Raw genomic sequence first — 24,073 nt, 5'->3', positions numbered from 1 at the left:
ATAAATGCCCGGCTTGGTTCGGGCATTTAGCTGCTGGTTGAAAATAATAAGTACCTTGTTGTTCGGACAAGGTACTTGAAAGATGCGCGGGTGATTTGATTTAACAATTCAGTAGTGTCACAGAATGGATTTTTCTAAATTCTATTGACACAGGTTTCAACCTTTTCGCCACTATATCATATTCCCATCCAAGGATTGTGTGTATGGGACTATCGGTGTATACGGCGCCCGGTCTTAAGGTTATATCGTAGATGCCCGCGGCGTAATGCTCAATATATTCAACCAGAACTCCTTTTTTTGATTCCGCGGCATCACGAAGAGTTTTTTTGATTTCTTCTGTGTCCATGCTCATAAATACTCCTTCGAAGAAAGTTTATTGGTTATTTAACTGTAAAGATCAAGTTGGTTTTTGTATTTATATATTATCATAAATATAATAGATTGTCAACGGTTGTCTATATTTATTATTATAATATTAGCAAAATTATTAACATATGCCGATTTTAGCGGTTAACAAGCGAGCGAGTTTTGATTATGAGGTCCTGGATAAATATGAAGCCGGGCTGGTTTTGGCTGGGTACGAGGTGAAGGCGGTGCGGGCGGGAAATGTGAATTTGAAAGGATCATATATCACTTTTCGTTCGGATCATGCCGGGTTGCCGGTGCCGTATCTGACTAACGCGCATATCTCTTTATATAAATACGCCAGCACCGTGAAAGACTATGATCCGACTCGGCCGCGAAAGATTCTACTCAAAGCCAAGGAGATAAATTATCTGATGGGAAAATCGCGCGAGCAAGGCTTGACTATCGTGCCACTGACTATCTATACTAAGAGCAGATTTTTGAAATTGCAGTTCGCCGTCGCCCGCGGCAAGAAGAAATTCGACAAGCGCGAGGATCTCAAGAAAAAAGATCTTGACCGCGAGAGCCGGGCAATGATGAAACGGTATTAAAAAGTTTAACACACCCCGTCGCCGCGGCGGCGCCACCCCTCTCAAGAGGGGAATTATAACACCGAACTTTGACAATCAAAAATTCTTAATTCTTAATTCGTAATTCTTAATTCATGTTTGGGGATGCCAGGGATCGATGACGAGATTTATCGTTAATACTCAAGGCGTGCCGGACGCCACGTAAAAAAGTCCAAAAATACAATTGCGAATAAAATCGCTCGCGGAGCCGCCGCCTTCACTTGGAAGGTTCCGGCTTTCGCGCCTGTTGCCGCTTAAATTCGGCAGCCATTTCGCCTTCTGACTCCTCTGGGGAGGTGGGAGTGTCATTTTAGAGGATCAGGTTGCCGGTGTCGGCTCTTAGACTGGCAACTAAAACTAAATAGGGCTCGCCATTATTTTTTCGCCTTGCTTTTAGATAATGGTCAAACTCAAGCTGGGCTAAACTTGTAGTAGTATTAATCTTAACTTGCCAGACGCGGGTTCAATTCCCGCCATCTCCACAAATAAAATTATTCGTAACTTTTCCGCAGAAAAGTTACGAATAATTTTATTTATAGATTGCCGAGGCGGGAATTGAACTGGTTGGAAGCAAGGCAAGACCGAGCCGCAATTCCGGCGGCGAGGTCGATGCCGAGCGATCGGCGGCCAGTCGGGGACTGGCCGACGCCAACCCTGGACGAGTGAGCGGAGCGGAAGCGACGCGAGCGAGAATATTCCCGCCCGCAGAAAAGTTACGAACAATTTTATTTATAGATTGCCGAGGCGGGAATTGAACTGGTAGCGGGCGAGATGCGGTGGAGGCTAAACTCGATTGGTCAGATGGTAAACGCTTTTGGTGTTATTGTTTTTGTCTTTACCGTATGATATAATGTTGAGATGAAAAGGAAATCGTGGACAAAAGAGCAGCTGAAAGACGCAGTAAGAAGTTCTTTTAGTTACCGAAAAGTATTAAATAAGCTTGGGCTCCGCGAAGCTGGAGGAAATTACGCCCAAATAAAAAAATATATTTCCGAATACGGTTTTAGTGTAGGACATTTTAAGGGGAAAGGATGGAACGCTGGCCTAAAAGGAGGCTATAATCCGCGAGAATCCCTAAATAAAATTTTAGTTAATGGAAGTGACTTTCAGAGTTTTAAATTAAAAAGAAGATTGTTTAAAGAGAAAATTAAACCAGAACATTGTGAGGAATGTGGGTGGGATAAAAGATCGGTAGATGGACGAATCCCCTTGGAGTTACATCACATAAATGGTGACAGAAAAGACAATAGATTGGAAAATTTAATTGTTCTTTGCCCCAATTGTCATAGTTTAAAATTAAATCATCGGGGAAGGAATATCAAGAAATAGGTTGGTCCAGTGGCGGAACTGGTATACGCGCGACACTTAAAATGTCGTGTCCGCGAGGGCATGTGGGTTCGAGTCCCACCTGGACCACAAAAATCAATTAAAAATTATCGGCCTTGATTTTTTTGAAAACTGCTGATATTATGTAATTTGTAATTCGAAATTTGTAATTTGTAATTTGACGCGCGGGTATCGTATACCGGTATTATGCCACCTTGCCATGGTGGAGAAACGGGTCCAATTCCCGTTACCCGCTCTAAAAAACAAAAAAAGCCCAGCTGGGCTTTTTTTGTTTTTTCGGGTAACGGGAATTGGACTGGTGGCGAGCGAGATATGAGGCGAGGCGGAAGCCGAGCCGAATAATCGAGCGACGCAGACCATTCGGGGAATGGTCTGCGGGCTACCCTGGACGAAAGAGCGAGGCGGTTTTCCTCCGCCGAGCGACTGAGCCCCGTTACCCGCTCACGAAAATAAAAATCGGCCTTATCGGCCGATTTTTATTTTCGTAAACAGATAATACGGGAATTGGACCCGCCCTCCACCCGAGGCGGACAAGGAGGCGGGCAAGCTGGTCAGGAGCGAGGCAATGGCCGCGAGGGAATGAGCGGCCAGGTTTATTTCAAGATCTCTTTCGCCTTCTCCCAGGCGATTTCGAATAATATTTTGATTGATTTGATCAATTCTTCCGATTCGATCACGATCACGAATGCTTCGTCTTCCAAGGAAGTGATAGCCAATTTATTTTTATAAATGGCAAAATCCATATTGAATTCTTCGACTTCGGGCAAGTATCTGACTTGCTGTCCGATTTCCGCTTGATATCTCTGGCCAACCGCCAAATCAAAAGGATTATTTCCGACAATATGTTTTCCCTTGATGGAAATAATTCCCCGCTTATGGTTTTGGATCCATCTTTCAATCTCGCCCGGAAAATAATTATCGATTTTTTTGTAAGAAGAGATGAAATAGGCGTTGGCCGCTTGATTGATCTCATTAAATACATTCAGAATCCCCTCTTTGGTTTCATAATAAATTATTTTCGGCCGTTTTTTTCCCGCATTGCCCAGGGTGCGGAAGATCGGCAGCATTTCCGAAAAATTTTTGGCCGTGATTTTTAATTTGTTGAGTATCACCGACGGATCAATCGCCTGATAGACGGCTGGTTTTTTATTGGGCACATCGCTGGCATAACCGCGCTTGATCAAACCTTCCAAAAGCACATAAATTATCGAACGTTTAAGTTCAGCGGCGCGGGCGATTTCCGTGACGTCGCCTTGGCCTAACTGGAGCAAGGCAAGATAAACCCTGGCCTCTTTTTCGGTTAAGCCAGCCTCTTCTAAAAGTTTGATTAAAGAGTCGTCCATATTATTAATGGTAGCAAAACAATGTTGTTTTGTCAATTTTTTTGATAAATTGATTTAGAATACTCATTGTTTTGGCTAAAACAAGCAATATCATATTTACAACACTATTGATAAAATTATGTTTTTGTGGTATAAATATAAGATTTATGATTGTTGTTTAATAATTAAATAAACCTTAAAAGGAGGAGTACATGTTTTTCAATCTGCTCGTCGCATCTGTAAATGAGCCCGCGTTTTACATCGTGTTTGTCGCAATAGCATTAATTGGATTTTTTTGTGTAGCTGCCGGAAAAATCATAAAACAAGGCAAATTAATAAATTTGGGGTTCGTGTTAATAGGGGTGGTGATATTTTTACTATTTGTCTGGTCAATAATATCCCTCTGTTTAACAAGATCAGTTTTATCACCTTTTTAAACAATCATTCCAGATCAAAAAAACAAAAGGCCTGTCCATTGCGGATGGGCCTTATTTTATATTTTTAACGAAGCCTAAAAGAATAAAAGCCTTTCTTAATCGGAAGGCCATTTTTTTTATTTTAAACTATTGTTTACCGAAGGAGCAGGAACGGTAATTGAAAGTTAGAAAGCGGTTTCTTAGAACAGAGTTGCCGCCGGATTTTACAACCGGCGGCTTTTTTTATGCTATAATATGATTATCTGAAATAGTAATATTTTTCAGATTATTTAATGTTAACAAAAAAATGGATCAAATCGGAAAAGCATTTTTAAAACGAGAACCGCCGCCGGTAAAATTCGGCACCAGCGGGATGCGGGGTACCGCGGTCGATCTGACCGACCTGGAATGTTATGTCAACACGCGGGGGTTTATTGAGTTTTTAAAAAATATCAGCCCTGAGGACGGCGGAATCAAAGAAGGCGCGGAAATTTATCTGGCCGGTGATTTCCGGCCGAGCACGCCTCGCATTATGAAAGCGATCGCCCGAGCCGCCGCGGATTCCGGCTGCGCGATAAGAAATTGCGGCAACATGTCGTCGCCGGCCGTGGCCTATTGCGGCATGCGTAATAATTGCGCCAGCGTCATGGTTACCGGCAGCCATATTCCGGAAGACCGGAACGGCATCAAACCGAACAAGACTCATGGCGAAATTTTAAAATACGATGAGGCGCCGATGCTGCAATGCGTGGCCGAAGCGAGAGAGAAAATTTACGCGACGCTGGGCCAGCCGGAAGGAAAGTTCAACGCCGACGGAATGTTTATTGATGATTTTTCCCTGCCCGAGGTCGATACCAGCCAAGCGGAAATTTATATCAGAAGATACACGGACGTGTTTCCGGCCGATTGTTTGCAGGGCAAGAAGATCGTGGTCTATGAGCATTCTTCAGTCGGGCGGGACGCGGTCACTGAAATATTCAGAAAACTGGGCGCGGATATCGTTATCGAAGGCCGGACCGATCAGTTTGTCTCCGTCGACACCGAGGCGCTGAAAGAAAATGACATAAAATTGATGCGGGAGTGGGCGGAAAAACATCATCCTTTCGCCCTGATTTCTTTCGATGGCGATTGCGACCGTCCCTGGCTATCCAATGAATATGGTGAATTTTTGCCCGGCGGCGTGCTGGGCGGATTGATGATCTTATATTTGGGAGCTGATTTCGGCGCGGTGCCGATAACAGTGAGCGATGCGGTTGATACGATCCTTGAGTCAAAAGCAAAATTGGTTAAGACTAAGATCGGCTCGCCGTATGTGATAGAAAAAATGATGGACGCGGCTAAGCAAGGGTTTAAAAAGATCGCCGGCTGGGAAGTCAACGGCGGATTTATGACTTACAGCGATTTTGAATTTTACGGCAAGAAACTGGCGGCTCTGCCGACCAGAGACGCGGTCTTGCCGCTGCTTTGCATCATCCTTTCAGCGATCGAGAAGAACACGACGCTCTCGGAAATAATGAACGGGCTGCCCAAAAGATATACCGACATCAATAAAATAAAAGATTTTCCTTTTGAAATTGCCGAAAAAATCAATACAAAATATTCACCCGAAGACAGCCGAATCGACAAAATTGAATTTTACCCCGAGGAAATTCTAGTCACGCATAAAGACGGCGCAGTTGAAACGATGAAAAAAGATTCGGCTTTCTGGAATGAATGGCTGGAAAAGAAAAAAATATTTGAGGAAAAATATTTGCTTCCCAACGGCATGACAAAAATTATGTCTTTTGTTTATACGGATGGGTTAAGAATTTTTACCGAAAACAAGGAGGTTATCCATTTAAGGGAATCGGCCAACGCGCCGGAGATGAGGTGTTATTCGGTCGCCGATTCCAAAGCCCGCGCCGCCGAGCTGGTTGATATCGGTCTGACAAAGATTGTGCCGCAGCTAAAAGCTGACTTAGCTTAGAATTATTCTTATATTAGAGCAAGATTTGAAGTAAGGGACTAAAAAGAGTATAATGACAGTTGGAAGCGCGAGACTGACCTCAATCTTGACTGGCTGGCATAATTTGATTATTATTAAAGAGTTTTAAAGGGCGTCGGTTTTCTGGCGCCATGAAGTTTAAAAGAATATGAAGCAAAGAACAAAGAGCAATCTTTGACACTTGATCTTTGTTCTATGATCTTTGTTCTGTATCTATGCGTCATCACTGGCAGAGATTCAAGCCGAAAGAAGAAGTAAAAGAATATGTAGCTAATGATAAGATCCGGGTTCCGGAAGTTTTTTTGATTAATGATGAGGGGGTGAGCGTCGGCAAGATTTCCACGGCCGAAGCTTTGCGGATGGCTCAAGAGGCTGATCTGGATCTGGCTATCGTTAATCCCAAGGCCGAACCGCCGGTGGCGAAAATGGTGAATTTAGGCCAATTAAAGTATGAATCGGAAAAAAAGGCCCACCGCCAGAAAGTCGCCCAAAAGAAAATCGATACCAAGGAAATTCGTTTGTCAGTCAGGATCGGCGAACATGATTTTAATTTTCGCTTAAATCAAGCGATAGATTTTCTCAAGGAAGGCGATAAGATTAAGCTCGAAGTTGTTCTTAAGGGCCGTGAAAGACAGCATCCGGCCAAAGCGGAAGAGGTGATCTACAAATTCATTGATCTTTTGAAGGCAACTCCCGGCATCAATGCTACGGTTGAGCAGAACTTGACAAAAATGGGCGGAAGGTTTAATATAGTCTTAATGAACAAGAAGTAATCGCCTTCTTCAGGCCTACCGCCTGATTTTTATATTCAACAGAAATTTATAATCCGAACCTACGAAATATCCGAATACCACGAACATTTTAACGAAAATTTGTTCGGTTCGTGGAGTTCGTAGTATTCGGATATAATTTGTAGTATTCGGATTATATTTTTTTATGCCAAAAATTAAGACTCATCAGGCCACTGCCAAAAGATATTTCATCACCAAAAAAGGATCGGTGAAGAAAAGAAAAGCCGGCCAGGATCATTTTAACGCCAAGGAAACGGGCAATACCGGCCGGAATAAGCGCCGTGATGTTAATATTCATAAAACTGAAACTCGCAATATTCAGAGCTTCATTCCTTATAATTAAAGTCAAAGAACATGGAACACAGAGCAAAGAACAAAATAATTTAAAAATTGCTCTTTGATCCTTGCTCTTTGTTCTGCATTGCGAAGTTTTTATTTCACCTAGAATAAGTATTATTAAAAGCAATATTATTTCATATGTCCAGAGTAAAGAGAGGTACAACCCACGTTAAAAAAAGAAGAAAACTTTTTCGGAAAACCAAAGGTTTCAAATGGAACCGCAAGAATACCATTCGCACCGGAGCCACGGCTATTGTTAAGGCCGGAGTCCATGCTTTTGTCGACCGCCGCCGGAAAAAAAGAGTCAATCGCGCGCTTTGGCAGATCAAGATCGGCATTGCCGCCAAAGAATTGGGAATGTCTTATTCCAAATTAATCGGCGCCCTTCATGCCAATAAAATCGATCTGGATAGAAAAGTTTTAGCCGATTTGGCGGAGCATAACAAAGAAATTTTTGCTAAGATCATTGAGGCTGTAAAAAAATAATTCTGCCGGAAATATTTTGTATAAAGTTTTTTGTCTTCAAATTTCTAATTTCAAATTTCCAATTTCCGTTTTATGTTTTTACTTAAAATACTCCAAATTGTCACCGCTATTTTATTGATGCTGGCTATTTTATTGCAAAATAAAGGAGCGTCTCTTTCCGGAATTTTCGGCGGCTCGGGCAATGTTTATCTTTCCAAGCGAGGTTTTGATAAAGTTCTCTTTTACGGCTCCATTGTTTTAGCCGTCATTTTTTTCGTGGTCTCATTAATTATCTTCTTGTTATAATTTTTTTTCATTTTTAATCTTCAAGCCCAGAATTAGATTTGACTAAGGGGTTTACAAATCCGAAGCACAAAATCCGAAATCCGAAACAACTACAGTTCTAGATTTTATGTTTTTTATTAGGAGTTGTTTTGAATTTTGTGCTTAGAATTTCGAATTTAGTCCCCGCTTGCCTGTCCCGCAAAGCGAAGCGATGCGCGGGGGGGGGGGGGGGGTGGCTCTAGAGCGCGAGACGGGGCGTGTTAGGATTTCTAGTTTAGAATTTCTGATTTTTAACTTATGGGTTTATTAAAAAGTAAAATTTTACCGCTATTGGCCATGGTCAGAAAATTTTTTGCCGACTCCTTGTTTTTTATCGGTAAGATTTTTGGTCCCCGACGGCCGAAAGTTATCATGATTAATGCAAATTTGGACAAAAAATTAGTTTATTCTTTGTCGAAATCGAAAATTCCTTCGCTTCGCCAGCTTAAGCATTTGGGTAAAACTTTGCATAAGCGGGAAATTTGGCTGATCAATTTATTGATAATTTTTATCGTTTTGAATTTAGGCTGGCTGGGTTTTAACGCGGCCCAGAAACATTTGCGCGTGATGCCCGTAGCGGGGGGGCAATATGCCGAAGGATTGATCGGCAGCCCCGCGCATATCAACCCGCTTTACGCGACGCTCTCCGACGTGGATGATGATCTTGGCCATTTGATCTACTCAGCTCTTTTTAAGTATGACGGCAACGGACAGCTGGAAAACGATTTGGCGGAAAGCTATCAGGTTTCAGCCGATGGCAAAGCCTACACGATAAAATTGAGGAGTGACGCCCGCTGGCAGGACGGTGAAAAAATTACAGCCGACGATGTTGTTTCTACCTTCGAAGATATTGCCAATCCGGCTTATAATTCTCCTTTGCGATTCGGTCTTGCCGGCGTGGACGCGACCCGGCAAGATGATCAGACCGTGGTCTTCACTTTGTCGGAGAACTACGCGCCATTTTTGGGCTTGCTGACCTTTGGCATTATGCCGCAATCGGTTTGGGGCCAAGTCGCTCCGGAGTCCGCGCCGGTGGCCGAGCCTAATTTAAAACCGATCGGTTCCGGCCCTTACCAATTCAAGTCATTGGTCAAGGATAAGAGCGGAAATATCAAGAGTTATACTTTGACGGCCAATAAAAATTATTACGGCCGGAAACCTTATTTGAAAGAGATTGTTTTTAAATTTTACGCCGATGCCGCCGAAGCTCTCAACGCTTTGAACGATAACAGCGTTGATGGCTTGAGTTATTTGTCCAATACTGACCGGGAAAATTTGATCGCTAAAAATACTTTGAATTTTTATCAGCTCGATCAGCCGCAATTAAAAGCGATTTTTTTCAATCAGGATAAAAATTCCCTTTTAAAAGACGCGAAAGTACGGCAAGCTTTGTCTTATGCCACGCCCAAACAACAAATAATCGATCAAGTTGAGGGAGGCAATGCCCGAATCGTTAACGGCCCGATCTTGGATGATAATTATGCCTATAATCCCAATATACAGAAATATGATTTTGATCTGGCCCGAGCCGCATCCGTATTAGATGCCGCGGGATGGAAAAAAGATATCGTCACCGACGAAATGATTAAAGCGCTGGAGACCAAAAAAGCTTCAACGACCAAGCCCTCTTTAACCGATATTGAAAAATCCGAGCTTGCGCTGGGAGCAGGGACCTGGCTTTATCAAGAGCCGGCGAGCAAAACCGCCACGACAAAAACCAAGACGACAACGCCAGCGGTAAGAAATTATTTGATCATTAATTTGTCGATCAGCGCTGACGAGGAAAATGCCAAAATCGCCCAGATCGTCAAAGATAGCTGGGAAAAGATCGGCGCCAAAGTCGCTATTACGCCGGTTCCGGCCAAGGAAATCCAAGCCAGCGTGGTCAAACCGAAAAATTATGAAGTGTTGTTGTTTAGCGAACAAGTCGGCAACGATCCCGATGTTTATGTTTTTTGGCATTCGACGCAAGCCGGAGCCGGCGGTTTGAATTTGGCCAACTACAAGAACGAAGAGGTTGATAAAAGTTTGGAAGAGGGGCGCTTGAGCCTGGATCGCAACCAGCGGATCGCCGATTACCAGCAATTTCAAACCTTGTTGACCAATGACGCGCCGGCGGTTTTCCTTTTCTCGCCTTACTATAATTACGTGCAAAATAAAAAAATCAAAGGCTTCGCGGTCAAAAGCATCGCCTCTCCCGCCGACCGCTTCTCCGACGTTTTCAATTGGTACGTGAAGACGGGAGAAAGGCTCGAATGGTAAGTCTATTAGTCAATTAGTTGATTAGGTACTTAGTTGTTGCGCTTTCCAGTTTTTTGTCATCCTGATCCGCCCCGGGCGGAGAAGGATCTATTTTATACAAATTTGTTTACTGAACAGGTGATCTTTTTACGATAACCGAAATAAAATCATGAAACAGAAATTTTCAAAAGACATCTTTGCTGATCAAGACGCTTATTATATGAGTTGTCCCGAGGTGGTTGGCCAGCACATCGCCAACCAATTATCACGTTTTAGTTCGGCAGTTGAGCTTTGTTGCGCCGTTGGCATGCTCGCCATACAGCTCGCCAAGAAGATGAATAAAGTTACTGCGGTTGACATTGACCGAAGCAGGATCGATGATGCTAAAAAAAATGCCAAACTATATGGCGTTGATAATAAAATTAATTTTATTGTTGGCGATGTGCTCGATGAAAATTTACTAAAAAATCTATCGGCCGAAGTGGCTATTTTGGATCCTGATTGGAGAATCATTTCGGGAACGGAAAAATCTGCCCACGCGACAACGCTTGATGATACGCGGCCAAGTTTGAGAGAAATGTTTGATTTGACCAAGCGATATATCACGCCTAATATCGTCAGCAGAGTTCCGAAAAATTTCACTTTTGAAACTTTATCGGATTTTGGCAGCTGTAGACTGGAAAATATTTTATGGGGCGGCAGGGTAAGATTCAAGATAGCTTATTTTTTCGATGATATTTCGGAAAACAATGAGGCAGATTATTCTTTCGATTTACAATGTTAATCCGGGATAGCAGTCGTTTTCGGCGGCAGAGTCCGCTGGCGCGAGACTCTGCCGGAGCCAAAAAATCATTATTTAGATTAGTATGACAAAACATCTGATTATTATTCCGGTTTACAATAAATTACAAATTGTAAAAAGAACACTCACCGCCTATATAAAAAATACCAATCTTAAAGGTTGCATTACTTACGTTATTGATGATGGGAGTGATAAACAAACAAGCGAGTATTTAAAAAAATTTTTGGAAATAAATTCTGGAATCAACTTGCTTAGAAATAATAAAAATATTGGAAAACCGAAAAGTATAAATAAAATAATTAATTTAAATCAAGATGCGGACTTCATTACCATAATTGATCGCGATGTAAAAGTTTTAACCAAAAATTGGAACGACGTTTTGTTGAAGGCTCATAAAATTTGGGATAATAAAGCTATTCTGGGAGGAAAAATCAATCAAAAAGGTTTTGAATTCAAAAAGGGAAGAATGATTTTTGGAGATGTCTTTCCGTTTTGGACACTGGCCGGAGGATTTTTTTCCATTCCAAAATTTGTTTTTAAAAAACTTGGGTATTTTTATGACCGAATAAGAAGACATGAGGATGCGGATTATTGCCGAAGGGCGGCGACGCAAAATATTCGCTGGTATTATACTCCAAACATAAAAACGCGGATGCTAAAAAATAAATCCGTTTCCAATAGCCAAAAATATTCAAAAATCAAAAAACAGGAAAAGAATATTTACAAAAAGAGAGCCACATATATTATGACTACCCACGATGTTTATTATAATCCGTTTAAAAAAGGCTTAAAATAAATTTTGAAGTCAGTGGCAGAGTCCGCTGATGCGAGACTCTGCCAGAGCCAAAAATGCTCAACAACATAACAATTTAACAATCTAACAATATTAATCTAAGCAAACAAATTAAAAATTTGAACTCCAAAATAATTTTTATTAAATTTGCTTCTAATTTATGAACACCAAGTACAAACCAAGAACCTCTCATCAGCCGCCGCGAGGCGCGGGAGGGGAAAAGAGGAAGTTTTTTTCTTCCTATCACGGACCGCGTCCGACTCAAACGGCGCCGAAGACGCCGGCCGAACAAATCATCACCAGCCCGGACGGTAAATTAAAAATTATCGTCTTGGGCGGATTGGAAGAAGTCGGCCGGAATATGACTCTCATCGAATACGAGCGGGAGATCATTATTATCGATATGGGCCTGCAATTTCCCGAAGAAGATATGCCGGGCATCGATTACATCATTCCCAATGTCAGCTATCTGAAAGACAAGGCGGAATGGGTTAAGGGCGTGATCATTACTCATGGCCATTATGACCATATCGGCGGCATTCCTCATATTATGGGCGAGATCGGCAATCCGCCGATCTTCATGGGCAAGCTGACAGCCGGGCTGGTAAAAAAGAAATGCGCCGAATACCGCGACTGCCCCAAATTAAATGACCAGATCATCGATGAAAATTCGGTTTTGCGGCTGGGCCGGGCCTTTCGAATTGGATTTTTAAGAGTCAATCATTCCATTCCTGATTGTTTCGCCGTGATCGTCGATACGCCGGTCGGCCGTATCATTCATACCGGGGATTTTAAGATCGATTATTCGCCGGTCAACGATAAGCCGGCCGACTTGCAGCGCATCGCCCAGATCGGTTCGGAAGGAGTAATGCTCTTGATGTCCGATTCCACCGACTCCACTCATCCGGGCTATCAGCTTTCCGAATCGGCCATCGGCAATGAAATGGATAAAATTTTTGAGAAGATCGACGGGCGGATCATCATCGGCACTTTCGCTTCGCAATTGGCTCGCGTGCAAAAATTATTCGATCTGGCGGAAAAGTACGGCCGCCGTGTTTATCTCCAGGGCCGGAGCATGAACGATAACGTCGAGATCGCCCACCAGATCGGCTATATGAAATTCAATCCGCGCATTTTGGTGACGGACAATGAATTGAACCGCTTGCCCGATAATAAAGTTTTGATTTTGGGCACGGGCGCGCAAGGCGAGTCCAATGCTTTTTTGGTGCGGGTGGTTTCGCACGAGCATAAAACCATTCATCTCAAGGAGGGTGATACAGTGATCTTTTCTTCCTCGGTCATCCCGGGCAATGAGCGCACGATCCAAAGCTTGAAAGATATGATCACCCGCCAGGGCGCTGATGTTATTCATTATGAAATGATGGACGTGCACGCCGGCGGCCATGCCAAGCAGGAAGACTTGAAATTGATGATGCGCTTATTAAAGCCGGAATATATTATGCCGATCGAGGGCAATCACTTTATGCTGAAAGCCGAAGGCGATCTGGCTCGCGCCGTGGGCATTCCCAAAGAAAAAACTTTTATCGCCGATAACGGGCAAGTGGTGGAATTTTCTAAAAATGAAACCGGCGTTACGGTTGGCCGCTTGACCAAAGAAAAAGTCGTGACCGATTATGTCATGGTTGATGGTCTGGGCGTGGGCGACGTTTCCAATATTGTTTTAAGAGACCGCCGCGTCATGGCCGAGGACGGGATGATTGTGATCATCGCCACCATCGATTCCGAACATGGTAAGACAATCGGCAATCCGGATATTATTTCCCGCGGCTTCGTCTATATGAAAGACAGCCGCGAACTGATCGAAGCGACCAGAATGAAAGTGAAAAAAATGGTGGAATCGCATGACTCGCGCACTTCCGCCGACGTCGATCATATCAAGAATAAGATCCGCGACGAGGTCGGCCAATTCCTTTTCTCCAAAACCAAGCGCCGCCCCATGGTGTTGCCGGTAGTGATTAAAGTTTGATTTCGCATGACTCATAGCCCGTAACGCGCAACGTTTTTTGCTGAGCGGCAGCCTCCTGATGAAGGGCTGCCGCTTTGATTTTTTGTCTTTAGTTTCAATGCCAGGCAATGCGCTTTCGTCGAATAAAAAACTCCCGAGGTTTTCAACTCGGGAGTTTTATGTTTTATGAAATTGTCGGTTATTCTTCTTTTTCTTCTTCGAGCTCTTCGTTTTTTTCTTTACGTTCCGCTTCATCCTCGTCGTTTAATTCCCGTTCCTCGACTTCTTCGTTTTCGATTTCGTTGTACGTTTCCATTAATTCTTCTTTGAGCGCGTCCAGATCATCTTCTTCCGAGAGGCGGCCGATCTCATAATAATATTCGATGCTTTCCTCGATAAAATCGCGGAAAGCTTCGCGGCTGAAGTTGCCGGCTTCGCGCATTTTGGTTTTGGCCAGTTCCAAAATAAGTTGCGATATTTCGTCCATGGGTTTAAAAATTATTTTTTATTATCAAGCGAAGCGAGTGAAATAATCCCGCGCCTCGCGGGGATTCTTTCCGAGCGAGCGATGATAAAGATATCGTCCGCTTGCGGCGAGGATACCTTTTAGAAAAGATGGGTGCCGGGCTCTGTCCTGCGGTTGAATACCATTTATTTTATGATCGCTCGCCGGTTAAAGGGTTTCCCGTTCAAGATCGCTTAGTCTGCCTTCACTATTTTTTTTACTTCTTCCAAAAGAACGTCTTTGCCGAACGGTTTTTCCAGCACGCCTTTTACCATGTGAGTTTCGTTGAATTCTTCGAGGAGTTCATGCAACTCGGGAGAAGTGACCGGCAGGGCCGAAATCAACAAAACCGGAATTTTTTTCATTTTTTCATCCTCACTCATTACTTTGCAAACATCCAGCCCGCTCATTCCCGACATCATAAAATCAAGAATTAACAGGCTATAGTCGGGAGCGGCCTCGATTTTTTTTATCCCCGCCTGTCCGCTGTAAGCGAAATCGACCTCCGAGCTCAACTCGGCGAGGAATGCTTTGATGGTAGTGACGACATTCATTTCATCGTCGATAATTATGATTTTCATAAGCGCAATATTAGAATAATAAATATTTAACCGCTGCTTTTATTCGCCGCGTTTGAAATATTATCTTTTAGCTCATGTCGCAAAGGCAAGACGAAATAAAATTTTGAACCATGGCCGACTTCGCTCTCCAGACCGATCCGTCCGCCCAAGTGGTCGATATTTTGCTTGCAGATGTATAATCCCAATCCGACGCCTTCCCCGGCGCGGGAAGCGGCCGGATCAAGCTGGGAAAATTTCAAGAATAATTTGTCTCGAAGTTCGACGGGGATCCCCTTGCCCTGATCCGCTACCTCCACTTTAACTGATTGGCTGTCGGGCTGGCTCAAGGTAATGGTGATGGTTTGCCCCACTGGCCCGTATTTTACCGCATTGTCCACCAAATTGTAAATAACCTGGGAAATCCTTTCTTTATCGCTGGAGATCATCACGTTGGCCGCGTTGATTTTGTATTCAATTTTTGAACCAGTTCTTTTCGTTAACTCATTCAAGGCGGTTTGATTCCCTGAAATAAATTCGTCGATCTTGAAAGTTTCTTCTTGAATTTTCATGTTATTCTGGATTCTGGTGGTGGTGAGCATTTGTTTGATCAGGTCGGAAAGCTTGATCGCTTCGTCGTGGATGATATCGACATAGTTTTGAAAATCGGCCGACAAAGTTTTTTTCTTTTGCACCATCACGTCGGTCAAGCCGAGGATCGGTATCAACGGAGTTTTAAGCTCATGAGTGACAATATTGATGAAATTGTCCTTCGTCTTGTCCAGATCTTCCAATTTTTTTGCGTATTTTTCCGCCGCTTCTCTCTTTATCCTTTCCGCTTCCAAGCGTTTTTTCTCTGCCGCCAAGATGCTATCAACCATTTTATTGAAAGAAGCGCCTAAAAGTTTGAATTCGTACGGTCCGGATTCTTCGGCGCGCTGGGAATAATTGCCCGCGGTAAATTCTTCCACTACGCCCAAGAGATTGGTGATCGGGCGGGTAATTCCCGAAGCCAGCCAGAAGATCACCAGCGAAGACAGGATAAAGATAAAAATGGCGATAAAAAAGATGGTCAAGGACAGCACGGTCAAGAAAGAAAAAGCTTGGGCGCTTGTTTCTCTGACAAAGATCGACCAAGAAAGATGATTGATCGATAAGTCGTTGAAGTAGATCGGCGCGTAACTATAAATAAGCGGAGTGCGGGAAGCATCTTGGCCGAGATGCCAATTTGGCGCGGCTTCTTGGCTGGTCTGTCTGGTCATCACCGCCGATAAATTGCCGCCGATCTGACCGGCCACGGTATCAAAAAGAACCAGCCCGTTTTGATTAACTAATGACATGTGAACGTTGGGATCGCCCAATAAAATGGTGGAAAATAATTTTAACTGGCTGATGTCGTATTTGGCGTATAAATATCCCCGCGAGACGCTGAACGACGGGAGATTGACCGATAAAATAATTTCCACTTCGGATTTATTTTGGCCGGAGCTGACGGCCGGTTCTTCAAGATAGATATCGCTCATTCCGTTACTGACATCCTTGAACCATTTTTGCTCGCCGAAATAATAATGATCCGGCATTGTCCCGCCGGAGGCGATTGCTCTTCCTTCTTTGTCAACTAAAACGATCTCGCTAACGCCGAAATTCTTCCTGATAAACGCGGTAAAGCCTTGGCTTAAGATATTGTTCGTGACCGAATCGCGAACCTCTCGGTCATTATTCAGCCATTTTTGCTCGCGCTGGAGGATCAGGGCCTGGCGCTCAACTTTTGATAAATTGGCGATTTCCGGATCAAATTCATCGCGCAGATACATGTAGACCATGTCGTTTTGCGTCAAAGTGCCCAAGAGGCTCATCTCGCTCGCGATCTCGTCGCTGAATTGCTGGCTATTGGATTGGGCTAAAGCTAAGAATGATTTGCCGGTTTTGGTGGTTAAAAATTGGTTGGCGCTGATGATCACGATCACCAAGGTCAGCGCAAAGGCGAAAATAAGCACGCCGATAGATCCGACTATCAGGATTTTTCTGATCGGTTGATTTTTGGTGAAAAAATCTAACCGCTGATTCTTGGCGGAAGGATTGGTGGCCATTATTTATTATCAAGCGAAGCGAGCGAAATAATCCCGCGCCGCGCGGAGATTATTTCCGAGCGAGCGATGATAAATACCTCATCCGCTTGCGGCGAGGATACCTTTTAGAAAAGATGGGTGCAGGGCTTGCCCTGCGGTTGATGCCATTTATTTTGTGGCGATCGGCAATCCGGTAATTTCATGCAGTTGCGATTCCAATTTCGCGAGTCCGGCCGGGGCGCTGATTTGCTTGGCTAAGATCGCGTGGATATCGGAGAAATAAGCGTTTGCCAATTGATCGTAAACATTTCCCGCTTGAGAGCCGGGACGAGCTACGCCTTGGGAAAAAATATCCGAACTGATAAATTCATAGACCGGCTGCGCTTTGGCCAGATCAGGATCGGAATACAGGGCCGGAAGAACCGGCGACCAGAGATCTTCCCTGGCTCGCTCTTTTTGCACGGCCGGGCTGGAAAGATATTGTAAAAACATCGCGGCTTCCTTGGGGTGCGCGGTGCGCTTATCAATGCCCAGATATTCTCCGCCATAGACTCCGGAATGCTTGAAGCCGCCCGAAGGCAGGGCGGTTATTTGGTAGTCGCCGCTAATCACGGAATTAGCGCCCATGGCGAAAGAGCCCGGCCAGCTTTGCATAAAAGCCGCGTTGCCATTTTGCCAAGTCGTCAAAATATCGCTTTCGGATGATTGTAAAACGCTTACCGGAGAAATGGTTCCGATCCAGCCGGTTGCCTTGGTGAAAGCTTTTATTGCCTCGGGATTGTTAACCGTTATTTTGCCGTTATCAATGATAGTGCCGCCGCCATAAGAAGCTTGCAGCCCGAGCGCGGTGCAGGTCAAAGATTCGCTTTCGTTGGCCGCCCAGACATACCCCCAAAATTTGGAATTAGTTTTTCTTTCGCCCGATTGGATCACTTTGGCCATTTGCTCCAATTCATCCCAGGTTTGCGGCGGATTTTCGTAACCGTATTTTTCCAAAAGATCAGTGCGGTAAAATAAAACCGTCATGTCTTGAAAATACGGCATGGCCACTAATCTTTCGTCTACCGTGGCATTGGCGATCAAGTCAGGAAAAAAATCTTTTAACCGATCTTTGAAATATGGCGTCAGATCAAGCAGATAGGGGGCGAACATGCCGGTCCAGGGGCCATCAACCATGGTTATGTCAAAAACTGACTGGCCGGATTTCAAAGTATCTTTCAAATACAGGCCGATGTCCGAATAGGTTACGACCGATTGCGGCGGGATGACCCTTTCCACGTTAATTCCCGTCTGCTTGGTGAAGGTGTTGATAATATTATTTAAGCGATTAACCGCGCCATCGCCGGCATCGACCAACGGCTGATTGGAGATATAAGTAATGGTGACCGGGGCGGCGGGAGTGATATGATTTTCTTGAGCTGATTTTTTATGGCCGAATAATTGGGGATAAAGAAAATAAGCGGTTGCCGCCAAAACAACAATGATCAGCGCGATAATGATCGGCCCAAGCGAATTTTTTTTACTTGGCGGCTGATTGAAATTTTTTATTTTGTTGTTCATGATTTTCTTGATTGAATATTTTAATTTATTTTTCGGGAGCAAATTAATCATTGCTCGCCGGCAAGCCGGTAAGATTGATCAATTCCGTTTCCAATTCTTTCAGCCCGTTTTTGATGCTGACCTTTTTGGCCAGGATCGCGTGGATATTGGTAAAGTATGCGGATGCCACGCTATCGTAGATATTTTTGATCTGCGATCCGGGGCGCTCCACTCCTTGGGCAAAAATTGCCGAACTTATGTAATTATAGACCGGCTGCGCTTTGGCCAGATCAGGATCGGAATATAAGGCCAGAAGAACCGGCGACCAAACATCTTCCATGGCCCGCTTTTTTTGCACCTCCGGGCTGGTCATATATTGCAAAAACATCGCCGCCTCGCGAGGATGCGCCGTGCGCTTGTCAATGCCCAGATATTCTCCGCCATAGACTCCGGAATGCTTGAAGCCGCCCGAAGGCAGAGCGGTTATTTGGTATTCGCCGTTGATTATGGACTCTTCGCTGATCTGGTAAGAATCGGGCCAGTTTTGCATAAAGGCCGCGTTGCCGATATCCCAGGCCATGATGATGTCGTCTTCGGTGGACTTTAAAATATTGGGCGGAGAAATTGTTCCGATCCAGCCAATGGCTTTTTCCAGAGCTTGGGCGGTGCGGGGATTGTCAACCGTGATCACTCCGTTATCGATGATGGTTCCGCCGCCATAGGAAGCCTGCAGCCCGAGGGCGGTGCAAGTCAAAGATTCGCTTTCATCGGCCGCCCAGACATAGCCCCAAAAATTATCGTGGATTTTTCTTTCGCCGGTCTGGATCACTTTGGCCATTTGTTCCAATTCATCCCAGGTCTGCGGCGGATTGGCATAGCCGTATTTTTTCAAGAGATCGGTACGGTAAAACAAAACGGTCATGTCCTGGAAATACGGTATGGCGATCAATTTCCCGTCAACCATGCCGTTGGCGATCAATTCAGGAAAAAATTCCGTCAGCCGATTTTTAAAATACGGAGTAAGCTCAAGCATATAAGGCGCGAACATGCCGGTCCACGGGCCATCAACCATCGTGACGTCGAACTTGGACTGATCCGAGCGGAGAATATCCCGCAAATAGATGCTGATGTCGGAATAATTTTCCACCGCTTGCGGCGGCTTGATCCGGTTGACTTTGATGCCGGTTTGTTTGGTGAAATCGGCGATAATATTATCCAGGTTAATGATTGCCGCGTCGGTAGGATCGACCAGAGGCTGATTGGAGATATAGGTGATGGTGACCGGAGTCGAGGTGGCGGCATTTTTTTCCGCCGCCGGTTTTTTAATGCCGGCTAACTGCGGATACAGATAATAAGCCGCGGCCGCGAACGCCAAAACGACGGCGATGATCACGAGAGCAAGCATCAAACCCATTTTAACCGATCCGCGGCTAAGATTATCCGGTTGGCAGTTTAAAGTGGAATTTTTTCCAGGTCTTGCTTTGTTGCCGCCAATTTTTGCAGATTTTTTTAAAGTCATAATTTTATGTTAAATTTATAAAATTACCGTTTAAAAGAAATTCGAATACATTATTAATTATACCACGCCGCAATCTTTGGTTCAAAGTTTCGGGGAAAAGGCAAATTCGCCGATAATCAACGAATTATTGCTTTATTTCTTTAGGTATTATAAGATAACTCATAATTATTAATCGTAAAATAAATTTTAATGTCTCTTTCGATCGGTATTGTCGGCTTGCCCAATGTGGGCAAATCCACTTTATTTAACGCTATTACTAAAAAGCAGGTCGCGGCGGAAAATTATCCGTTTTGCACGATTGACCCCAATGTCGGCGTCGTCAAAGTTCCTGACGAACGGCTTTTGGCGTTGGCGGAAATTTCTAAGCCGGGAAAAATCATTAATACGACGATCGAATTCATCGATATCGCCGGCCTGGTCAAAGGCGCCAACGAAGGCGAGGGCTTGGGCAATAAATTTTTGTCGCACATCAGGGAGTGCGACGCGATCTGCGAGGTGGTGAGGGATTTTGAAAATTCCGACATTATCCATGTGCCTGGAAAAATAAATCCGGACGAGGATCGCGCCACGATCGATACGGAATTGATCCTGGCCGATCTTGCCGTGGCGGAAAAACTTTATCGCAATGCCGAGAGCTCGGCCAAAAGCGGGAAAAAAGAAGAAATAAAATTGAAAGAATTATTCGGCAAAATTAAAGCCGCCCTGGAATCGGAACAGCCGATTCGGAAAATGGAATCAGATGAAGATGATAAAAAAATCGTCAAGCAAAATTGTTTTCTGACTGCCAAGCCGATCATGTATGTTTTGAATATTTCCGACACGGAAGCCCCGGTCGATCTTGTTCAGTGGCCGCAGAATACCATTAAGTTGAATGCGAAATTAGAACAGGAAATAGCGGCCTTGCCCGAAAATGAGCAAGCGGAGTATATTAAAGAGCTGGGTTTGAACGAGAGCGGCTTGGACAAATTGATCCGCGAAGCTTATCGCTTGCTCGGTCTGATCACTTTTTTTACCACCGGGCCGGACGAGACCCGAGCCTGGACAGTTCATAAAGGCGCGACCGCGCCCGAGGCTGCCGGAAAAATCCATACCGATTTTGAAAAAGGATTCATCCGCGCTGAAATAATCAATTGGAAAGATTTTGTCGCGGTCGGCGGCGAAACTAAAGCCCGGGAAAAAGGCTTGATCAGAACGGAGGGCAAAGAATACGTTATCAGCGATGGAGATATTTGTAATTTTTTATTTAACTAACCCGGAAAAAAAAGAGGAGGAAAACGTGAAGCAAGAAGGGACTAACCCGTTGAGCCAGGCGTTCAGGGAATTAGCCGATGATTCGCAGCGAATAAGCAAAGCGAACATTAAGGCGCCGACTCCGCCGCTGAATTTCAAGAACGGCCGGAAAAGGGCCGGCCTTCTGCCGGAAGAGTTGAGAAAAATTTGGCTGCTTTGGATTGAGTACAGGGATTTGAAAGCCGCAAATGAAATCCGGAAGATGGTTGAGTCAGAGAAAAAACGGACCATTATAGAAACTCTGCAGCTGCAGTTAGAACCGCAGCTGGGAAAATGTTCGCGCGATGACATTATGGCTCTTTGTGTCGATGATTCTTGGATGATCTGGAGAAAAAAATCCAGGCGGGGAAATCCGCATGTTTAACAAGGTTTAAAAAAGGAGGGAATGTGGGTGTCCTAAATAAAATTATTGGCGACGAAAATCGTCTGCTGGCCAAAGGGAAAAAAGCTCTTATTCCGCCGAGCAAAAAATCGGCCAAAGATTTTAAAAACGGCAGTCGCCGGGTTGTCGGCTATCTTCCCCAAAGGCTCAGAACGACCTATACGCTGCTGCAAACGTACAAAAAGAAATTTGCCGCGGCCAAGGCCGAGGCGGATCGTACGGAACTGGCCGGACTGATCGGAGCAACCGAATACCGCTGGGAGACAAGATGGGGAGAGTGCCGTGAAGCAATAAAAAGAACTGACGATACCGGCGGCGAGCCGGAAATCTTAAAAGATTGGGCAATTGCCGCCGTCATAATCAATGTCGCCGGGCGAAAGGGATAATTTCAAAAGCGAGGACATTGCAGCCTCGCTTTTTTATTTTTGTATTGAGATAACTGTTTTCCCGCCGGACTTTTTGCCCGGGCCGGCCAGAGACGATCGTGCCGCAAGCAGTAGGCGGATTTTTAAGAGATAATCCTCCGGATTTTTAATTGACAAAGCTTGCCGAAAGCGGTAAGGTTTGATAACAAAAAAGGTTCTTTTGCTCTTTAAAATCGAGCAAAAAAGTCCGAAAACAAAACCCATAACTTAAAAAAAGGAGGCGGGTATGAAGCTCGCGATTTCCTGTTTCTTGTCACTTCTTCTTTTTGTTTCCATCGGCGCCGCAAAGGTTGATTTGGCCCAAATTAAGGCCGCGGATAGCGTATTGATCCTGAAGCATCGGGCGGAAATAAATTCTTTGTCAGCGGCAAAAAGACTGAACAATGTTGCTTTGGCGAAAGAAGCAACGGTTGACAGTTCTGACCGCGACGGCGATTTGATGCCCGATTGGTGGGAAAAAATCCGCGGCCTTGACCCCGGCGATCCTAAGGATGCCTTCGGGGACAGTGACAGTGACAAAGTCGTGAATCTTTTTGAGTATCGGTTGGGCAGTTTGCCCAATAGTTTTATGACCCCGGCAAGCGTTGTCGTGCGGCAGGGCGGAGATCTGGCCGGCGCCATCAATTCCGCGCCCCAGGGATCGGTCATTCGGGTGGAAGGCGGCAGGTATTTGGTAAACGCCACTCTTTTCCTTTTTTCGTCAAAAAAAGTGATGATCCAAGGTTCGTGGGATAAAGATTTTTCCCGCTATGACCCGGTAAATAATCCGACGATCTTGGACGGCCAGAATAAGGATGCTGTCTTTTACGTTTCCATTTTTACGGATGATACGAATGCCGTGATCTTGGACGGGCTGACGATTGTTAACGGCCGGAGGTTTTGCGGCGCGGTGGGCGTATTCTGCCACTCTTATTCGGTCAATTTTTTCGGGCTGATGAATTGCGCGATCAGGAATTCTTCCAACAGCGAAAGTTCCGGCGGAGTGTTGGAGCTCTTGCATTGGGATACCACGAAGACGCAGGTGGCCATCGTCAATAGCATTATCGGCGGCAATTCCGCCATCGGTATCTATAATCAAACCGCTAGCAGCGCCGAGGCGAATTGGCAGGTAATAAATTCGACCATTGCCAACAATTCAGCCGGTGGAAATGCCCAACCAGGTTTATATTGTTTCACGCTCGGTCCGGCAATTCTTAACATTGCCATGACCAATTCGATCATCTGGGAAGGGCGGCAGACGGCCATCAGAGCGGAGTTTCCCCTGACGATTAGAGCCAGATACTCGGATATCGGCGTACTGGATAATTCTTTCGGCGCAATTTTTAACGGCGAAGAGAAAGTGCTTTTTACCGATCCCCTGTTTGTCGATTCTACTTTGAGTTTACAGGGTAAAAGCGCTTGCATTGATGCCGGTCTGGATGTCGGACTCCGATTTTTTGGCGCCGCGCCCGATATCGGGGCCAGGGAGTACAATCCGTCAGTCGGCTTGAGGCAAGATCATAAAACCGCGGCGATTTCCGGAGAATTTTTTCCGTTTATCGCCGGCAACAGGCTGACCGTCAAATTTAACGTTGCCGAGCCGGCCAGCATCGCTTCGGCAATCTATGATTTGCGGGGCAAGAAGGCGCTTGAATTGTTCGACCAGCCTTTCCCGGCGGGAGAATATTCTTGGGGAAAAGACGTTTCTTGCCTTTCCGGCGGCGTATATTTCTGCCGAGTCGGCGCGCAAACAAAAAAGATCGTTTTCAAAAAATGAAAACAATCTTCAGTGATCAAGCCACGGGTTTATAATCCGTGGCTTTTAAAAATCTTGTCAGTCTTGTTTTTTCAAGGACGATCGCTTCCCGCCGGACTTTTTGCCCGGGCCGGCCAAAAATGTCGATAGTGATGATTATCGGAGCGTTTCGGACGCGGGTCGCGGCGAATAAATTTATGATCAAGAAACAGTCTAAGATTGAAAAAAAACAGGGTTAATTGGGAGTTGGTTTTTTGCCGAAAAAAAGGAGTGATTTAAGATCACTCC

The 24,073-nt window shown here is 44.8% G+C and carries 22 protein-coding genes, 2 tRNA genes and 1 other RNA gene; 18 read left to right on the top strand and 7 right to left on the bottom strand.

The genetic code is table 11. The features are described from left to right. Positions 1 to 100: 100 nt before the first annotated feature. A complete protein-coding gene (locus tag PHE24_00125; protein MDD4901534.1) occupies positions 101 to 352 on the bottom strand; it encodes a hypothetical protein in 252 nt (83 codons plus the stop codon). 142 nt (positions 353 to 494) lie between these two features. Between PHE24_00125 and smpB the strand changes: the two genes are divergently transcribed. The 5 genes from smpB to PHE24_00100 all read left to right on the top strand — a co-directional run bounded on the left by smpB (position 495) and on the right by PHE24_00100 (position 2,556). Further along, positions 495 to 956 (top strand): SsrA-binding protein SmpB, encoded by a 462-nt coding sequence (smpB, locus tag PHE24_00120; protein ID MDD4901533.1) that lies wholly within the window; start codon positions 495 to 497, stop codon positions 954 to 956. Positions 957 to 1,075: 119 nt separating this feature from the next. Further along, positions 1,076 to 1,459: a transfer-messenger RNA gene (gene ssrA / locus PHE24_00115) on the top strand. Between the two features lie 373 nt (positions 1,460 to 1,832). Continuing rightward, positions 1,833 to 2,303, top strand: coding sequence for an HNH endonuclease signature motif containing protein (locus PHE24_00110; protein ID MDD4901532.1), 471 nt, complete (start codon positions 1,833 to 1,835; stop codon positions 2,301 to 2,303). 3 nt (positions 2,304 to 2,306) lie between these two features. After that, positions 2,307 to 2,390, top strand: a tRNA-Leu gene (locus PHE24_00105). 95 nt (positions 2,391 to 2,485) lie between these two features. Next, positions 2,486 to 2,556, top strand: a tRNA-Gly gene (locus tag PHE24_00100). A gap of 358 nt (positions 2,557 to 2,914) precedes the next feature. Here PHE24_00100 and PHE24_00095 read toward each other — a convergent pair. Then, positions 2,915 to 3,664 (bottom strand): helix-turn-helix domain-containing protein, encoded by a 750-nt coding sequence (locus PHE24_00095; GenBank protein ID MDD4901531.1) that lies wholly within the window; start codon positions 3,662 to 3,664, stop codon positions 2,915 to 2,917. 702 nt (positions 3,665 to 4,366) lie between these two features. Here PHE24_00095 and PHE24_00090 point away from each other — a divergent pair. The 9 genes from PHE24_00090 (at position 4,367) to PHE24_00050 (ending at position 13,785) form a co-directional block, all read left to right on the top strand. Continuing rightward, entirely contained in the window at positions 4,367 to 6,025 is a 1,659-nt protein-coding gene (locus PHE24_00090) for a phosphomannomutase (protein MDD4901530.1), read from the top strand. 233 nt (positions 6,026 to 6,258) lie between these two features. Beyond that, positions 6,259 to 6,816, top strand: coding sequence for a translation initiation factor IF-3 (infC, locus tag PHE24_00085; protein MDD4901529.1), 558 nt, complete (start codon positions 6,259 to 6,261; stop codon positions 6,814 to 6,816). Between the two features lie 163 nt (positions 6,817 to 6,979). Then, the gene (gene rpmI, locus PHE24_00080; GenBank protein ID MDD4901528.1) at positions 6,980 to 7,177 is read left to right on the top strand and encodes a 50S ribosomal protein L35; all 198 of its coding nucleotides are present in this window, start codon (positions 6,980 to 6,982) and stop codon (positions 7,175 to 7,177) included. Between the two features lie 134 nt (positions 7,178 to 7,311). Next, positions 7,312 to 7,659, top strand: coding sequence for a 50S ribosomal protein L20 (gene rplT, locus PHE24_00075; GenBank protein MDD4901527.1), 348 nt, complete (start codon positions 7,312 to 7,314; stop codon positions 7,657 to 7,659). A 72-nt stretch (positions 7,660 to 7,731) separates the two neighbouring features. Further along, positions 7,732 to 7,944, top strand: coding sequence for a preprotein translocase subunit SecG (secG, locus tag PHE24_00070; GenBank protein MDD4901526.1), 213 nt, complete (start codon positions 7,732 to 7,734; stop codon positions 7,942 to 7,944). 276 nt (positions 7,945 to 8,220) lie between these two features. Next, a complete protein-coding gene (locus PHE24_00065) occupies positions 8,221 to 10,224 on the top strand; it encodes an ABC transporter substrate-binding protein (protein ID MDD4901525.1) in 2,004 nt (667 codons plus the stop codon). A 148-nt stretch (positions 10,225 to 10,372) separates the two neighbouring features. Then, on the top strand, positions 10,373 to 10,987 hold the full coding sequence (locus PHE24_00060; protein MDD4901524.1) for a methyltransferase domain-containing protein: 615 nt from the start codon (positions 10,373 to 10,375) through the stop codon (positions 10,985 to 10,987). 82 nt (positions 10,988 to 11,069) lie between these two features. After that, positions 11,070 to 11,801, top strand: coding sequence for a glycosyltransferase (locus tag PHE24_00055; protein ID MDD4901523.1), 732 nt, complete (start codon positions 11,070 to 11,072; stop codon positions 11,799 to 11,801). Positions 11,802 to 11,958: 157 nt separating this feature from the next. Beyond that, on the top strand, positions 11,959 to 13,785 hold the full coding sequence (locus PHE24_00050; protein MDD4901522.1) for a ribonuclease J: 1,827 nt from the start codon (positions 11,959 to 11,961) through the stop codon (positions 13,783 to 13,785). 178 nt (positions 13,786 to 13,963) lie between these two features. Here PHE24_00050 and PHE24_00045 read toward each other — a convergent pair whose 3' ends face one another. The 5 genes from PHE24_00045 to PHE24_00025 form a co-directional block, all read right to left on the bottom strand. After that, positions 13,964 to 14,251, bottom strand: coding sequence for a hypothetical protein (locus PHE24_00045; GenBank protein ID MDD4901521.1), 288 nt, complete (start codon positions 14,249 to 14,251; stop codon positions 13,964 to 13,966). Positions 14,252 to 14,463: 212 nt separating this feature from the next. Continuing rightward, positions 14,464 to 14,850: a response regulator gene (locus PHE24_00040; GenBank protein MDD4901520.1), complete on the bottom strand. Its 387-nt coding sequence runs from the start codon at positions 14,848 to 14,850 to the stop codon at positions 14,464 to 14,466. A 26-nt stretch (positions 14,851 to 14,876) separates the two neighbouring features. Further along, positions 14,877 to 16,916 carry a sensor histidine kinase gene (locus PHE24_00035; protein MDD4901519.1) on the bottom strand — a complete coding sequence of 680 codons (2,040 nt, stop codon included), beginning with the start codon at positions 16,914 to 16,916 and terminating at the stop codon, positions 14,877 to 14,879. Positions 16,917 to 17,063: 147 nt separating this feature from the next. Beyond that, positions 17,064 to 18,455 carry an extracellular solute-binding protein gene (locus PHE24_00030; protein MDD4901518.1) on the bottom strand — a complete coding sequence of 464 codons (1,392 nt, stop codon included), beginning with the start codon at positions 18,453 to 18,455 and terminating at the stop codon, positions 17,064 to 17,066. Between the two features lie 43 nt (positions 18,456 to 18,498). Beyond that, positions 18,499 to 19,953, bottom strand: coding sequence for an extracellular solute-binding protein (locus PHE24_00025; protein MDD4901517.1), 1,455 nt, complete (start codon positions 19,951 to 19,953; stop codon positions 18,499 to 18,501). A 189-nt stretch (positions 19,954 to 20,142) separates the two neighbouring features. Here PHE24_00025 and ychF point away from each other — a divergent pair, with 189 nt between their 5' ends. The 4 genes from ychF to PHE24_00005 all read left to right on the top strand — a co-directional run bounded on the left by ychF (position 20,143) and on the right by PHE24_00005 (position 23,806). Beyond that, complete coding sequence (gene ychF, locus PHE24_00020) at positions 20,143 to 21,204, top strand: redox-regulated ATPase YchF (protein ID MDD4901516.1); 1,062 nt, start codon at positions 20,143 to 20,145, stop codon at positions 21,202 to 21,204. Continuing rightward, on the top strand, positions 21,173 to 21,607 hold the full coding sequence (locus PHE24_00015; GenBank protein ID MDD4901515.1) for a hypothetical protein: 435 nt from the start codon (positions 21,173 to 21,175) through the stop codon (positions 21,605 to 21,607). The genes ychF and PHE24_00015 overlap by 32 nt, the downstream gene beginning before the upstream one ends. A gap of 23 nt (positions 21,608 to 21,630) precedes the next feature. Beyond that, positions 21,631 to 22,011, top strand: coding sequence for a hypothetical protein (locus PHE24_00010; GenBank protein ID MDD4901514.1), 381 nt, complete (start codon positions 21,631 to 21,633; stop codon positions 22,009 to 22,011). Positions 22,012 to 22,276: 265 nt separating this feature from the next. Then, positions 22,277 to 23,806, top strand: a complete 1,530-nt coding sequence (locus PHE24_00005) for a hypothetical protein (GenBank protein ID MDD4901513.1) — start codon at positions 22,277 to 22,279, stop codon at positions 23,804 to 23,806. Positions 23,807 to 24,073 lie beyond the last annotated feature (267 nt).

The sequence above is a fragment of the Patescibacteria group bacterium genome, from assembly GCA_028707065.1.
Taxonomy (GTDB): Bacteria; Patescibacteriota; Patescibacteriia; order Patescibacteriales; family WJLG01; genus JAQTUZ01.
Note: the sequence above shows the minus strand (reverse complement) of the source record. Positions and strands in the feature narration are given on the sequence as shown.

Excerpts from the sequence above, each read along its gene's own strand:
- PHE24_00125 (MDD4901534.1), bottom strand. The coding sequence starts at position 352 with ATGAGCATGGACACAGAAGAAATCAAAAAAACTCTTCGTGATGCCGCG.
- smpB (MDD4901533.1), top strand. The coding sequence starts at position 495 with ATGCCGATTTTAGCGGTTAACAAGCGAGCGAGTTTTGATTATGAGGTC.
- PHE24_00110 (MDD4901532.1), top strand. The coding sequence starts at position 1,833 with ATGAAAAGGAAATCGTGGACAAAAGAGCAGCTGAAAGACGCAGTAAGA.
- PHE24_00095 (MDD4901531.1), bottom strand. The coding sequence starts at position 3,664 with ATGGACGACTCTTTAATCAAACTTTTAGAAGAGGCTGGCTTAACCGAA.
- PHE24_00090 (MDD4901530.1), top strand. The coding sequence starts at position 4,367 with ATGGATCAAATCGGAAAAGCATTTTTAAAACGAGAACCGCCGCCGGTA.
- infC (MDD4901529.1), top strand. The coding sequence starts at position 6,259 with ATGCGTCATCACTGGCAGAGATTCAAGCCGAAAGAAGAAGTAAAAGAA.
- rpmI (MDD4901528.1), top strand. The coding sequence starts at position 6,980 with ATGCCAAAAATTAAGACTCATCAGGCCACTGCCAAAAGATATTTCATC.
- rplT (MDD4901527.1), top strand. The coding sequence starts at position 7,312 with ATGTCCAGAGTAAAGAGAGGTACAACCCACGTTAAAAAAAGAAGAAAA.
- secG (MDD4901526.1), top strand. The coding sequence starts at position 7,732 with ATGTTTTTACTTAAAATACTCCAAATTGTCACCGCTATTTTATTGATG.
- PHE24_00065 (MDD4901525.1), top strand. The coding sequence starts at position 8,221 with ATGGGTTTATTAAAAAGTAAAATTTTACCGCTATTGGCCATGGTCAGA.
- PHE24_00060 (MDD4901524.1), top strand. The coding sequence starts at position 10,373 with ATGAAACAGAAATTTTCAAAAGACATCTTTGCTGATCAAGACGCTTAT.
- PHE24_00055 (MDD4901523.1), top strand. The coding sequence starts at position 11,070 with ATGACAAAACATCTGATTATTATTCCGGTTTACAATAAATTACAAATT.
- PHE24_00050 (MDD4901522.1), top strand. The coding sequence starts at position 11,959 with ATGAACACCAAGTACAAACCAAGAACCTCTCATCAGCCGCCGCGAGGC.
- PHE24_00045 (MDD4901521.1), bottom strand. The coding sequence starts at position 14,251 with ATGGACGAAATATCGCAACTTATTTTGGAACTGGCCAAAACCAAAATG.
- PHE24_00040 (MDD4901520.1), bottom strand. The coding sequence starts at position 14,850 with ATGAAAATCATAATTATCGACGATGAAATGAATGTCGTCACTACCATC.
- PHE24_00035 (MDD4901519.1), bottom strand. The coding sequence starts at position 16,916 with ATGGCCACCAATCCTTCCGCCAAGAATCAGCGGTTAGATTTTTTCACC.
- PHE24_00030 (MDD4901518.1), bottom strand. The coding sequence starts at position 18,455 with ATGAACAACAAAATAAAAAATTTCAATCAGCCGCCAAGTAAAAAAAAT.
- PHE24_00025 (MDD4901517.1), bottom strand. The coding sequence starts at position 19,953 with ATGACTTTAAAAAAATCTGCAAAAATTGGCGGCAACAAAGCAAGACCT.
- ychF (MDD4901516.1), top strand. The coding sequence starts at position 20,143 with ATGTCTCTTTCGATCGGTATTGTCGGCTTGCCCAATGTGGGCAAATCC.
- PHE24_00015 (MDD4901515.1), top strand. The coding sequence starts at position 21,173 with ATGGAGATATTTGTAATTTTTTATTTAACTAACCCGGAAAAAAAAGAG.
- PHE24_00005 (MDD4901513.1), top strand. The coding sequence starts at position 22,277 with ATGAAGCTCGCGATTTCCTGTTTCTTGTCACTTCTTCTTTTTGTTTCC.